Annotated in this window: 11 protein-coding genes and 2 riboswitches; of the genes, 8 read left to right on the forward strand and 3 right to left on the reverse strand. The window is 50.0% G+C overall.

The genetic code is table 11. The annotated features are described in order from the left end of the window. Positions 1–332: 332 nt before the first annotated feature. From I9H09_RS25305 to I9H09_RS25315, 3 genes are all read right to left on the reverse strand, one after another. Complete coding sequence (locus I9H09_RS25305; protein WP_082638314.1) at positions 333–3,485, reverse strand: phosphoribosyltransferase-like protein; 3,153 nt, start codon at positions 3,483–3,485, stop codon at positions 333–335. A gap of 82 nt (positions 3,486–3,567) precedes the next feature. Then, positions 3,568–5,001, reverse strand: coding sequence for a UvrD-helicase domain-containing protein (locus tag I9H09_RS25310; RefSeq protein ID WP_053481446.1), 1,434 nt, complete (start codon positions 4,999–5,001; stop codon positions 3,568–3,570). Continuing rightward, entirely contained in the window at positions 4,994–6,700 is a 1,707-nt protein-coding gene (locus I9H09_RS25315; protein ID WP_057006708.1) for an ATP-dependent nuclease, read from the reverse strand. Before I9H09_RS25315 ends, I9H09_RS25310 begins: the two co-directional genes overlap by 8 nt. Positions 6,701–7,603: 903 nt before the next feature. Beyond that, positions 7,604–7,665, forward strand: a riboswitch (Fluoride riboswitch). A 134-nt stretch (positions 7,666–7,799) separates the two neighbouring features. Here I9H09_RS25315 and crcB point away from each other — a divergent pair. From crcB to eno, 8 genes are all read left to right on the forward strand, one after another. Beyond that, positions 7,800–8,183: a fluoride efflux transporter CrcB gene (crcB, locus tag I9H09_RS25320; protein WP_057006259.1), complete on the forward strand. Its 384-nt coding sequence runs from the start codon at positions 7,800–7,802 to the stop codon at positions 8,181–8,183. Between the two features lie 10 nt (positions 8,184–8,193). Continuing rightward, the gene (locus I9H09_RS25325) at positions 8,194–8,553 is read left to right on the forward strand and encodes a DUF190 domain-containing protein (RefSeq protein ID WP_057006707.1); all 360 of its coding nucleotides are present in this window, start codon (positions 8,194–8,196) and stop codon (positions 8,551–8,553) included. Positions 8,554–8,661: 108 nt separating this feature from the next. After that, positions 8,662–8,734: riboswitch (Fluoride riboswitch) on the forward strand. Positions 8,735–8,814: 80 nt separating this feature from the next. After that, positions 8,815–10,161 (forward strand): voltage-gated chloride channel family protein, encoded by a 1,347-nt coding sequence (locus I9H09_RS25330; protein WP_053481450.1) that lies wholly within the window; start codon positions 8,815–8,817, stop codon positions 10,159–10,161. After that, positions 10,158–10,523, forward strand: coding sequence for a hypothetical protein (locus I9H09_RS25335; RefSeq protein ID WP_053481451.1), 366 nt, complete (start codon positions 10,158–10,160; stop codon positions 10,521–10,523). The genes I9H09_RS25330 and I9H09_RS25335 overlap by 4 nt, the downstream gene beginning before the upstream one ends. Before the next feature lie 83 nt (positions 10,524–10,606). After that, entirely contained in the window at positions 10,607–10,930 is a 324-nt protein-coding gene (locus tag I9H09_RS25340) for a DUF190 domain-containing protein (RefSeq protein ID WP_236502396.1), read from the forward strand. A gap of 42 nt (positions 10,931–10,972) precedes the next feature. Next, a complete protein-coding gene (locus tag I9H09_RS25345) occupies positions 10,973–11,239 on the forward strand; it encodes a hypothetical protein (protein WP_057006255.1) in 267 nt (88 codons plus the stop codon). 94 nt (positions 11,240–11,333) lie between these two features. Then, the gene (locus I9H09_RS25350; protein WP_057006254.1) at positions 11,334–11,675 is read left to right on the forward strand and encodes a hypothetical protein; all 342 of its coding nucleotides are present in this window, start codon (positions 11,334–11,336) and stop codon (positions 11,673–11,675) included. A 73-nt stretch (positions 11,676–11,748) separates the two neighbouring features. Beyond that, positions 11,749–13,032 carry a phosphopyruvate hydratase gene (gene eno, locus I9H09_RS25355; protein ID WP_057006253.1) on the forward strand — a complete coding sequence of 428 codons (1,284 nt, stop codon included), beginning with the start codon at positions 11,749–11,751 and terminating at the stop codon, positions 13,030–13,032. Positions 13,033–13,137 lie beyond the last annotated feature (105 nt).

Consider the following 13,137-nt stretch of genomic DNA (forward strand, 5'->3'; position numbering starts at 1 on the left):
ACTAAATAAAGTCTGTCGAAAACGCGCAACTTACTGATTTTAAATGCTTTTTTCGGTCATAAAACAGCAGGCGCGCCGAGCGCAAATACACTGAGTTTACATCAAGCTCGAAGACTGCGAGCCTTCTGAACTCAGTGGCTCACCATGCAACTTATCTCCTCCGTCACCGCAGCCAACGGAATCGGCCAACCTACTGAGCCTTGCGGTGAGGCTGGTCAGGGGCAAGCCCTCATAAACCGTCGGTATCGCATACAGAGTTTTATATGCTACCTCTAAGCACTAAAGCCCCAATTACACAACAGTAATCTCAGGGGGTCGCTCAAGCTCAGCTTCTAGATTCGTTTAAAGATTGGTACCCATTTAGGATTTTCTCCGGTACACCAGATAATAGGCAATGTATTGTTCGGGCAATTATCTTTAAATACAACTAGTAACTGTGAGTCGGCGTAACCCAATGGATGACGGGACTGGAGCTTTGACCCATATTTGCGTGCCATTACTTGTGCCTTATGCTTATCCCCCTCATCAAATAGCTGTGACACCTGTGAAAATGCTCTGTCCCCTTCGTCAAGGACATCACAAACCTTGAGCTCTACACGAAATGGAAACTCACCAGAGTCTATAACTTGTAAGACTTTTTCTACACCACTTCGAAGTCCGCATATAACCCCGACCACTACTAGGATATCTCTTTGCGAAATCATCTCTCCCGCCGCCTCGCTAAACTCCCGGAGGCAGTCAATCATAGTAGTGCCAGAACCAATTATATCATCGATAAAGACGACTGCTTTAGTTTGCTCGTCGCCGCTCAAAGCCTTCGGTATATCAGCAGAGCTCTTTACACCATTTGAAATAATTCCATTTTCGGAAACATACATTCTCAGATAGGATGAACCGCTTTTAGAAGGTGGACCGAAAGCACTAACAATAATATCGCGCCTGGAACGCTCTCCGCTCTTAACAGAGTAAACAACTTCTCGCCTGACCACATCATGTATTATTTTTAATTTCTCTCTGACTCTAGCCTCTCCATAAAAATTTATATTTTCTAGAATCTTGAATGCTAGACAACGCTCTGCATTACTCTCGAATTGAGCTAGCCACGCTCTAATTTCGCTTGAGCCCACTCTGCGCCCTCTATAGAGTTCCCAACTATCTGCTAATGAAATCAAGCTGGAGTCTGGTATATATGCAGCGCTCTCTCTCGCCTCAAAGGCACTCAGCGCTTCTTCATCAGCAAATGCAGCCCTTAATGTATGAACGCCTTTCTCTACTAACCATCGTTCAAATAGCTTTGGCTTAATTCTCAAACTACCTTCTTCTTCGACGAGAATATTTCGGCTAACGAAACTATCAAGTATTTCCTTTTGCACGCCAAAGTCTGCCCCCCCAAACATCATTTTTTTATCTACAGTGCCATGCTCACGGAGTTTGTCAGCAAAAGATATCAAAAATCTTCTACGTTCCGTCTCTATAAGATCTCGTCGCTCAGGATCCTCTACTCTGATGCCATCACTCCAAAAATGATTTAAATTAATCGCCTCCATTGTTTGTACGCTATCCCTGACGGCATCTTCAATCTCATCCGCAGAAATAAATGAACACCGTCTATCACACATTTTCTTATATAGAACTTTCGCGACAAACTTTGTATAAAATGGGTTACCTTCGGTTGCTTCATAAAGTTTCAAAATTGCCTCATCGCTATACTCCATAACGTCACGCACCGGCGTTACCAGAAGCTCTTTAAAGTCTTCCCAGTATTCTGACTTATTAAAGTAACCGACATTGGACGCATCAAACTTGTTCAATTTATCCGTACTCTGCATGATAACTCCCATATTCTCACCACCTACTAGTATTAGGGAGACTCGTCCTTCACCACTTTCACCGCTGAAGCTTCTCAAATTATGAAAAAAAGAATCACCCTCAATAGTATAAGGATAAAGCTGAGACGGAATTTCATCGAATTCGTCTATTATTAAGACGATTTTAAGATCAGGATGTGCGTGAACAATATCTTCTATACAAGAAACTAGTGGAGATAAAGATGAGTCTACTTTGTAGCTTTCTGGATCAATTGAAACATGCCGAGCTAACGAGCGAATGACCTTATCGCCTAATGATTTTATAAATCGACCCGGTGAAGTCTTATCGAGACTTCCAGTTTCAATAAAGATCGCGATGTGATTGGCTTTAGCCTTAAATCTATTCTGTATCGTCTTAGCCAAAGAAGTCTTACCTACCCGTTTCTGACCGTAAATTATTGAGGACTCGCCCTTTCTCAAAGAAAGTTTAGAGTAGATATTCTCCAGCATATCTTTACGGCCAATCAGCTCGTCTTCGCTGTCGACAGATTCCAAACTGTACGGCTGTAGGTACTTTATTTTCTGCCAATCTAAAGTTCCATTCTGAGGGATGATGAGGAGTTCAAAATCGATCTCAGTTCTTACACCAGAATAGTCTGTCCAAGACATTAAACCCAAAATGCTTGGTGTTCTATAGGCGTCACAATTCGACCTCATGTTTACAATAAACTCATGTATCCCTACATCCAAAGCCCCCAAAGACAGCTCTTGAGATTCAACTTCAATACTGCTGTCCACCTCCAAAATATTTATTTGAACGTTGTATGCAATGCCTGGCCCAACATTGACCAAATTCATTCTATAAGAAAACACCTCACCTGTCGTGTGAAGAGGATATTTCCTGTCCGTTCCGGCTATTACCAATTCGGCAGACTGTTGTGATCCACTAAGCTCAAAGTGCAGCGCAGTCACAGAAAGCACTTCATGTATTATTTTACTAACAAATGTTTCAACGTATATATTCGCCCCGTGCCTACGAATATCCTCGTCATATTTTGTAATTACGTCCTCAAGCCTTGAGAAAGATTTTGATGAATTTACCCTATCAGATTCAATGTAACCATCTAAAGCATTGAATACTTCAGCCACACGCTCAGGCGACACTAAGGATCTATCGTAAATTTGACTCTCGGAAAATATTTTCGTTAGAGGACTACTCAAAAGCTTTTGGTATCTACGACGGACCTCCGAAGCAGTTTCCACGCTAATCATTGATCCAGCTAAATCTTCGAACTGTCTTAATTGAGTTGATTCAACCTCTTCCATTTTCCGAAAAAGATCATGATTAGCGATTTTTCCTGTAAGCTTCAATATCTTATAAATATCTTTAGAATAAACATCATCCCACAAGGTCGAGACTTTTAGCCGTAATGCAGTATCTTCCCAAAGAATCTTAGAATGTTGACTAACAACTCGTAGCAAACAAGAGGCTACCATTTTTTTTATAGCTTCGCCGTTAGCGGTGTCAAAAACTGAAACTAGTGGGTGCCTTTCATCAAGGCCTAAGTAAAGACATATCCTTCGAAAAAAAACATGCAACCCTTCAATTGAGTTAGCTTTCGTGAACTCTGCGAAATCTTTTTCTATTTCGTTACTTCCTACAGGTATACCTTTCATCGATGTCCCTTTCAGATAAATTATGCAGTTATTAAAACCTTAGATTGCGCATGCAATGGCGTAGGCGTAGGCGTAGGCGTATTCAAAATACTGGTAGATGTCTGCATGTCCCAATGATCGTCAGAGATTTCGCCCCACGGGTCATCGCTACATATAAATCCTTCGCATCAAGCGAGTCGGCATGGAGAATGACGGCGTGGTCATACTCAAGTCCCTTGACTAACAACGTCGTTCCAATCAACTTGCGGTGGTTGATCGGCCGACCGGAGTGCCTCATTTCACGCTGATACAGGACACCAGCCTCCACTAGCGTCGCAACTTGGCCATCAATATGGATCTTGATGACGCTGAAGAAACGATAGAGCAAATCACGGCGATAGGCTGAAGTTTCAGGGTTACTCTTTAATGCATGAAAAAAAGCCTTGAGATTGCTGCTGGACGGAACAGTCAGATAGTCATTTGCCGCCTGGAGTACCAGCGGATATTTGGTAGTTTGGCGAAGCTTGGTCACCTCGCCTCGTCTAGTGCCTGCCGTTAACGTGCCAGGTACGCCTGTAAAGCATTTCATCGCAAACGTCACAGCGAGCAGAAAGCCATCCTGAGCGCTCTTTACAGCCCCTAGCTTTTTAAAGAATAAGTGCAGATCTTTCCCTTCGATTTCCTCGATTGACGAAAAGCGTCCGGCCATGGATTTTGCCAAGAGATGCGTTTTGTTCTTGGACTGCTGATCGCCACCGTGCAGGGCGATGACGCTCTCATTATGGTTCAACAGCCCACACAGCGCTGAGTACTGTTCAGCGACTAGATACTCGGGCTGGGTGTGGGCACTGATTACGCTTGGTGGCAGTTTGGCAAGAAGGTCAATCTTTTGGCCGAGCTCAATCTTTCGCCTTGTCTCTTTTAGCCACTCGCCAAGGGCTGGACTCTTCGCGTTGATCCACCGCCAAGGGACCTCCAACTGTCCCAAGCAATAAAATTCGGGATAGATGCTGGCTTCCCAATCAACGGGCTTGCCGTCGTCAAAATCGAATATGGCTTGCAGGGGGTCACCCAAAATCCGGCTCGGGAGGAACTCCGCCAGGCTACACACCAGATCGTGTTGCAGGTCTGAGCAGTCTTGATACTCGTCGACGTAGAGACCTATGTAGCTTGACGACACCGCCTCACGGATGAACCTTTTGCCCAGCAAACGGGTGCAGCACTCGTACAACTTACACCACTGTTTACTGGTCGGGTTTTCAATTTTCCACCCTGATGCCTTCGGATATGCCAAACAGAGGCGAAGTGCCCAACTCGCGATCGTATCGACTTGGTACTGGGAACCGCGAACGCCCAAGTTTGCCATCTTCATTTTTATCGAGTTCACGCCGGCAAAGGTGTGCGTCAGGATAAGCTGCCGGCCGCTGGACGCTCGCACCGCCATTGCGATGAGATGAGTCTTTCCAAACCCCGCTGGCGCGATTACATAGCCCTTGGAGGTACAGTCGTTGAGCTTGATTGCGAGGTCTTCAGACACGCTTGGCCCACTCCCAAAGCCTTCCCAACTCTACGGCGAGATTTGTTTTGCCGAACATGGGATCGTTGAAAGCAGCACTCACCGACTTGAACCACTGATCGCCTCTAGTAGTGTCCTTGAACCACCCCGCACTCTTTGCTGCAGCACCAATTGCAGTCCGCAGCTTGGGGCTATCCCGCCACTCGCTGATGTCAGGGTCGAGCACGTCCTGATACTGCGATCGCACTTGATCGTATACCGAGTAGAAAAGTTCGACTCCGGCAAGCGTCAAACTGGCAAGTACGGAAGCCCAGGGTAGATCTGCAAAAGCCCGTTCCTCAAGCGAAAGTTTGTCGCTCCAGACGTAGGTGGGAATTCCTAACGCCACAAGCCCAGCAGCATCAGCGGCTGAGAACTGCTTCTCGGCATCGCCATCAGCTAGCACCGACACGTCATAGCCAAGTTTTTTGAAAGCAATGGCCATGCCCTTCACTTTGCTGGCTCCCTTGGCGTCCAGCAACGCCACACCGTGATACGACAATGGATCTTGCCCATTCTCGAGTTGGTGATCGTCAAAGCCCCTTATGAAACCTACCTCGGTAGCGCCTTCACATACGACGACCTTTTTGGCCAAGAATGCTTCAGCGCTAGAACGAATCTTCCCCTGAACCTCATGCTCTTCGAGGCCCTTCTCGGCAGCAGAGACGATCGTCACGACCCCGCCCTTGCTGTGGACGATATGAAGGTCCTGCACCGTGAGTTCGCGAAGCACCATGGGCGAATGAGTGGTTAGGAAATACTGCCCACGTTTGTCCTCCCTAATGTGCTTGACGAGACGCGTAATGCGATGGGGCTCGAGGCCGAACTCCAACTCATCGAACAAGGTGATATGGCCTTCCTCCAGACCTGCTTTCTGGATTCCACACTGAAGCATTCGGCGAGATCCCAGACCTAACTGGCGTAACGGGATTTCGCCGTCATGCAGGGAAAGACCGCCAACTTTCAGGTTGATGGACGCCAAGTCGAGATGGGCCTTATAGGCATCAAGTACAGGGATACCCAAGAGCTTCGCAATCTCTTGTGATTTGGTTGCTGCATTGTCGAAGTTTGTCAGGGTGACAGCGCGGTCGACGTCGAGTGAACCTCTCGCGGTCCTCGATGCATTGGCCAATAGCTCGCTCAAGCTCTGCGCCGCGGTCAGCTTGGCAAGAGCAGTTCCGTTTGCCCAGGAAAGCTCTCGTTCACTAAATACTCCGATGAGGCCCACGCCGACCTTGTTTCTGTCTGCCTGCTTGAACTGCACTCCGTCAGGATTGCGATCACACACGACTGTCCACTTCGGCTCCAGGTCCTTTTCGACGGTAAGCCGGGCGGTCACTACGCTTTCAAAATGATCATCTGGCTCGTCATGAAGCTTCTGAGCTGCAGCATCCCAGCCCCTCAGGTGAAGTCCGTACTTATTGAGTGCACAGAAGTCATCTGCCAAATGCCCAATTGTGATCTCAATTACAATGGGATCAGCGATCTTGCATTGGTAAAAATCTGAGTCGCTGAGAGCAAGATTCCACTGGGGATGGAACGTGTAACGGATGGCTTCTAGGATGGTGGACTTTGAGGAGTCGCCCTTGCCTATAAGGCAAAAAATGTCGGCTGTTGGCACGTTCCAATCAAGCGCTTTCACCCCTCGAAAGTTCTTGATCACGATCTTTCTGATTTTCACCGACCGGTATCCTCTGATCGTCATCTATGAGTGAGGCGAAATCCATTAGTAGCGCCTCACCTGGCTCTAAAGGAGAGCTGCGGGAGTGGCCATTCGCCTTACCCATCATAGATGACATCCAGCGAGCCGGGGAACTCGCCGCACGAATCCGTCGAAGATCGCATTATCCCGCAGGCTTGGGGATACTTACTGGAGAGGAATCACAGCGAATGTCGATCACCCTCAGTTTTGTAATCGAACAGCAGTCATATTAGCCCTTTGCTGCTCCCTGACCACAGCCTGCTGATCTATTCGCGTCTGGATTTGAGTGTAGAGTTGAGCCCGCTCGTTGTCGCGGTCGGCCACCGTAACCACCAGTGAATACTGTTCCTTTTTCTACAGCCGAGGGATTCCAGTCACGATCCTGCATGACTACGACCACAACCCACTTCTCGCCGGGTAACGGCGTGGTTGTACTCAAGGTCTTAGGCCCGCAACGTTGCTCCAATCAGCTTGCGATGGTTGATCGATAGCTCCGAATGCCTCATTTCGCGGTGATAGAGATGACCGGCCTCCAGCGTCGCGGCTTGGCCATCAGTATGAATCTCCAGCACGTTGAAGAAGCGATAGAGCAAACCACGGCGGTAGGCTGCTGAGCACCCTAGATTCTGTAATTAAACCGCAGTCATCTTGGCCCCTAGCTGTTCCCTGACTACAGCTTGCTGATCTATTCGCCTCTGGATCTGGGTGGAGATTTGAGCCCGCTCGTTGTCGCGGTCGGCCAAGCGCTCCCCGTGGCTTGTCGCCTTGGGTTGTATATAACTTGAATGGTTTCTAAGCCATGTACTTTGGACTTAAGCGGCTGCAGAGGTTGTCGTGACGTGTGAATGAGTTTGTTGATGTCTTCGGTCAGGATGCTATAGGATCAGATCAGGAGATGGCATTCCTCCTGTAACCGCCTTCGTGCTGATGATGCCTACGTGAACCCTAGACAGGGTGCGTAGGTGCGCTCCCTGTCCCAATCGAGGATAGGACATGATTCCCCATCTCATATCTTTCTGCATACCAAGCCTTCGCGGTTTCTCAGTTCTATCGCAATTTATTGGTAGGGATTGAAGCGATGTTGAAATCACTGTTTGCGATAGCCGTAGGAGCTTCCCTCGGCGCCTGGATACGCTGGGGATTAGGTATGCGACTGAATGCTCTGTTCCCGACAATTCCTCCGGGAACAGTCATAGCCAATCTTGTTGGGGGGTACATCATCGGTCTCGCGCTAGCATTCTTTGCTTCGACTCCTTCGGTCAGCCAAGAGTGGCGCCTCCTGATCATGACTGGCTTTTGCGGCGGTCTTACAACCTTCTCTACGTTTTCCGCAGAAACGCTGACGCTAATTCAAGAAGGTCGAATTGTCTGGGCGTTGGGAGCCATCGGCATCCATGTCACGGGATCGCTGGTTATGACTGCACTCGGACTGCTGACATATCAATATTTGAGCTCAAGCTGAGGTGCTAATCATGAAAGGCTTCCTGGTCGTTTTCTTTACTCAACAAAATCGCCGTTATAAAGGAAAAATGTTGGGGGATTGGGTTGTAGACCTGGCGAAAGATCTGGGGCTTCGGGGGGCCACTCTTTCAACAGGCATTGAAGGCTTCGGCCAAACAGGTAAATTACATTCCGCGTATTTTTTTGAGATGGCTGATGAGCCGGTGGAAATTCAGCTCGCCATCACGGAGGACGAGTGCGACAGTCTTTTTCAGAGATTAGAGGCAGAGCAGATTAGCCTGTTCTACATAAAGTCTCCCATTGAGATGGGCTTTGTCGGTCAGGGCGAGATTGAGTCACACCAACCAAAACCCGCTAAAGATTTGGGGTGAGCTAGCTTGATGCTATTCACGGAAATGCCCGCCGACAGAGCATCTTCCCTGACCAAGCCTGCGGCATCCGTAACAAGATTTTACATTTTCATCGCAGCTCGCTAAGATCGATCCATTGGAGATGGCATTCCTCCATTAACCAACCGCTGCGCCCGTAGCAGCTGATGATGCCTACAGAAACCTGATCAAAACAGGTCTGTAGGCGTTCGCGCTCAGAATCCCACTTTTGGTCAGGCCCACTTACTTTTTGTGGCTGGCCAAATGTCTAAACTTCGACGACCTGAACAACTCGACTTACTGCCCTACATAGCAAAATGGCTTGCGCTTGCAGGTCTCGTGGCTCTGTTGGCGGGTTCTGCCTCTGCGCTATTCCTCTTCTCTTTGGATCACGCCACGCAATGGCGGGAAACTCATCGCTGGGCGATCTGGCTACTTCCTGTTGCTGGCTTCGTCGTGGGGCTCGCCTACCATCTGATGGGTAAACCGGTTGATGCCGGAAACAACCTGATCATTGATGAGATCCACGATCCTAAAAAAATTATTCCTTTGCGCATGGTGCCGATGGTGCTGATCGGAACCGTGGTTTCCCACCTCTTCGGTGCATCTGTTGGACGTGAGGGTACGGCAGTGCAGATGGGCGGCGCTCTTGCCGATCAACTGACGCATGTCTTCAGGCTACGCCGAGAAGATCGTCGGGTGATTCTCATGGCCGGTATCAGTGCAGGCTTTGCCTCCGTTTTCGGCACCCCTCTTGCCGGTGCTTTGTTCGGGCTTGAGGTTTTGGCTATTGGACGCATGCGTTACGACGCGCTCTTCCCTTGTGTGGTTGCGGCCATAGTTGCTGACCAAGTGGGGCAAGCCTGGGGAGTGGTTCACACGCATTACGTCATCGGCGAAGTAGTTCCCGTGCAGCTTTGGAGCGTCATGGCTGTGGTGGCAGCAGGGATTGTCTTTGGCCTCACCGGTCTGCTATTCGCTACAGCGACCCACAAGCTCGGGGCCTTCGTTAAGCGGCTTATCACCTATTCACCATTAAGGCCCTTCGTCGGCGGCCTGCTGATCGCAATCGCTGTGTGGACACTCACTGGCAATCATTACATCGAGGTCGATAAGTACATCGGTTTAGGCATTCCAAGCATCGTCCAATCCTTTCAAATGCCAATGGCTCCTTGGGATTGGTTTGGAAAGATGGTGTTCACCGTCGTATCACTGGGCACTGGTTTCAAAGGCGGCGAAGTTACACCGCTGTTTTACATTGGCGCCACCTTGGGGAACGCGCTAGCGCCCCTGTTACATCTTCCCTTCGGCATGCTGGCTGGTATCGGTTTTGTCGCCGTCTTCGCTGGTGCAGCTAATACGCCGCTGGCAACCATTGTCATGGCAATGGAACTGTTCGGGCCTGAAATCGCCCCCCTCGCGGCCATTGCTTGTATCGCCAGTTACCTCGTATCCGGGCACACCGGGATCTATCACGCACAGCGCGTTGGTCACAGCAAGCATCACCGTCCGCTGCCGGAGGAAATCCGGCTCTCCGATATCAAGCAGTTCCACGCACAAACTAAATCTGAAAACGAGCGGAAAGTGGCTCTGGAGGGGGAAGAGAAATGACCGAGGATCGTCAAGATCGCCTGACAGCTTTGCAACTCTATTTCCCTGGCGCTAGTCGCGCTCGGGTTACCAGCTTCTGGCACCACCTGAGCGCACCTGCGCTAGCCCAGCACCTCCTTAAAGTTGCTCAGAAAGCAAAAATCGAGCAGGTCATGCTCAAGACGATTTCGGCAGGTTATTTGCCGGGGCATCGCATCTCGCATCATCACCCGGAGCTGGGTGATATGCGTCACCCCCAGTGCCTGGAACTGCTGGATACAGAGGACAAGCTGCGCGCCTTCCTGCGCGATCACGCTGACGAATTACGCAAGGTGCGAGCAGTCCTCCTGTTATGCGAGTTACCACTTAGTGACGCGTCGTAATTCAGCTTGAAGAAACAGCTCGTAAATGAAGATGCATGGTCGACCGAAGCATCGGTCGCTCTTGCAACCTAAGAGGATTTTCTATGAAAGGCTTTCAACTGACGTTTTTCACTGAACAGAGTACCAACTACCAGCACCTTCCACTGGGAGAGTGGTTGGTCGAATTCGCCAAGCGAGAGGGCGCGTTGGGTGCGACGTTGGTGAGCGGTACAGAGGGGCTAGATCATTTGGGGCATTTGCATACGGCGCATTTCCTCGGCGGTGCCAACCATCCCGTCACGGTGACTATATCCACTGATGAAATTGGGTGCGACAGGTTGCTGGAGGCATTGGCCAAGGAGTCGTTTTCACTGAGCTATATCAAACTGCCCATCGAATACGGTCGAGTGGGCCAGGCGAAAAACTAAAAAACGCACCTTGTTGGACAACCAATAAAAAGGATAAGCGCCATGTACCGAGTTTATAACCTACGTCCACAGCCAGCCCCTGCTAACTGGGCTCGTGACAACAAGCCGCTTCTCGTAGGACTGGTTTTCTGGTCACTTTTTCTGGCCGGCATCGCAGGCAGTCAACAGGTCTCGAGCGAGGGGTGGTACATCGTCACCTCGCTCGAAGGCGCATTGGTCACGCTGCGTATGCCCAGTGAGAAGTCCTGCAAGGCCGACGTAGCCCAGACCTGCGTACCGGGCTACAAGCTGAGAGCACAGCAACGTTGAGCGCGATGGCGGTTGGCAATCCAAAGATGAGATCGCGAAATGGAGCTCACCGACGTCGGCTCATCAAAATCATTTTAGAGAATTGGGAGACCACATGAGCGCAGTGACGCTGAGCATAGTATTCGGGCTTGTGATGGGCAGGTTTTTCACAGGATCCGTCTATGAGTTCGCCGCGCTTTTCATCGTAAGCGTTGGAGTGTCCTTGCTGACCTTTCATCTGCTAAATCAAAGGCGCGTCAGGCTACAAGCCCAGACGGCGTATTGCTGCTCTGTAATGGTTGCTTCAAACCAAATGATGGAGCTTTTCCAGATGGCAAAAAGAGGGCAGTTCATGCCCTTGGTGGGAGAGATTCCTGAACTAATTATTGGAGGCTTCTTGGTTCCCGCAATTGCGGTGTCGGCAGTGCAGCTGTTCAGGATACTCATGGAGGGCTGACGTCCGACATAGAGGCCTCTCAACGGTTTCACATCGTTAATGACGTTCCCGAATCGTTACTTGGAGAAGATCTATGAAAACGCAAATCCAGGCCATTCATGCACGTGAAATTCTCGATTCACGCGGCAACCCTACCGTTGAAGTCGACGTCACCTTGGAGTGCGGCGCCATGGGCCGGGCTTCAGTACCGTCCGGTGCCTCTACAGGCGCTCACGAAGCAGTTGAGTTGCGTGACAGAGATACACAGCGGTACTCCGGCAAGGGAGTGTTAAAGGCCGTTAGCAATGTGAATACCGAAATACTTGAGTCTCTGAGGGGCATGAATGCGATTGACCAGGAACAAATTGATCATTTGATGATTAAGCTGGATGGAACCTCTGATAAATCCAGGCTTGGAGGAAACGCGATATTGGGCGTGAGCCTCGCCATTGCCAGAGCGGCGGCTTCTGCGCTGAACTTGCCCTTGTTCCAATATCTGGGCGGCGAACAAGTAGCAAGAATGCCCGTCCCGATGTTCAATATTCTCAATGGAGGTGTCCACGCCAACTGGCAAGGCCCTGACTTTCAGGAATTCATGATTGCACCTACAGGGGCTGGCAGTTTCAAGGAAGCCTTGCGATGGGGCGCCGAGGTGTACCACGAGCTGAAAGCGGTGCTTAAGGACGTCGGCTATTCAACAGCGGTCGGAGATGAGGGCGGCTTTGCGCCGGCACTCAAGAAAAACTCAGACGCCATTGAGCTGATCATCAAGGCAATCGAAAGGGCTGGTTACGCCTCTGGATCTCAGATCGAGATCGCTATCGATCCAGCATCCAGCGGCTTCTATGAAAACGGGCTTTACCATCTGCGCTCTGAGGGTCGTAAGGTCGATGCTCAAGAGCTGATTAGTCTCTATTCCTCCTGGGTCGACAAGTATCCGATTGCGGTACTGGAAGATGGCCTCGCGGAAGACGATTGGTCAGGCTGGAAGCTATTGAATGCTGCTCTGGGTGGCCGGATCGAGTTGGTTGGAGATGACCTATTTGTCACCAATGTCGAACGGATTCAGCGAGGCATCACAGAAAACGTCGCCAATGCCGTATTGATCAAACCTAATCAAATCGGAACGCTGACTGAGACCAAAGCCGCCATCGAAATGGCCTATGGGGCAAATTGGGGGGCGATGGTTTCTCATCGTAGCGGGGAGACGGTGGACAGCTCCATCGCTGATCTGACTGTCGCGATGGGGACTGGCCATCTCAAGACAGGAGCTCCATGCCGGGGGGAGCGGGTCGAGAAATACAATCAGTTTCTGCGAATAGAAGAGCATCTTGGCAGCCGTGCGTTTTATGCAGGACATGATGCATTCGTGCGCTGACGGCCTATCGCCGGTAAACCTGTTGGACTGGTTACCGTAAAAAAACGAACCACGTATAGCTGTTGGCAAAAATGTCAGTGGCACTGGCCTTTCCTAGACGCTTGG

This window comes from Pseudomonas tremae (assembly GCF_023278125.1).
Lineage (GTDB): Bacteria > Pseudomonadota > Gammaproteobacteria > Pseudomonadales > Pseudomonadaceae > Aquipseudomonas > Aquipseudomonas tremae.

What these genes read in the sequence shown, in the direction of transcription:
- I9H09_RS25325 (WP_057006707.1), top strand. Translation starts at nt 8,194, where the DNA reads ATGAAAGGCTTCCTGGTCGTTTTCTTTACTCAACAAAATCGCCGTTAT.
- eno (WP_057006253.1), top strand. Translation starts at nt 11,749, where the DNA reads ATGAAAACGCAAATCCAGGCCATTCATGCACGTGAAATTCTCGATTCA.
- crcB (WP_057006259.1), top strand. Translation starts at nt 7,800, where the DNA reads ATGTTGAAATCACTGTTTGCGATAGCCGTAGGAGCTTCCCTCGGCGCC.
- I9H09_RS25350 (WP_057006254.1), top strand. Translation starts at nt 11,334, where the DNA reads ATGAGCGCAGTGACGCTGAGCATAGTATTCGGGCTTGTGATGGGCAGG.
- I9H09_RS25330 (WP_053481450.1), top strand. Translation starts at nt 8,815, where the DNA reads ATGTCTAAACTTCGACGACCTGAACAACTCGACTTACTGCCCTACATA.
- I9H09_RS25335 (WP_053481451.1), top strand. Translation starts at nt 10,158, where the DNA reads ATGACCGAGGATCGTCAAGATCGCCTGACAGCTTTGCAACTCTATTTC.
- I9H09_RS25340 (WP_236502396.1), top strand. Translation starts at nt 10,607, where the DNA reads ATGAAAGGCTTTCAACTGACGTTTTTCACTGAACAGAGTACCAACTAC.
- I9H09_RS25345 (WP_057006255.1), top strand. Translation starts at nt 10,973, where the DNA reads ATGTACCGAGTTTATAACCTACGTCCACAGCCAGCCCCTGCTAACTGG.
- I9H09_RS25305 (WP_082638314.1), bottom strand. Translation starts at nt 3,485, where the DNA reads ATGAAAGGTATACCTGTAGGAAGTAACGAAATAGAAAAAGATTTCGCA.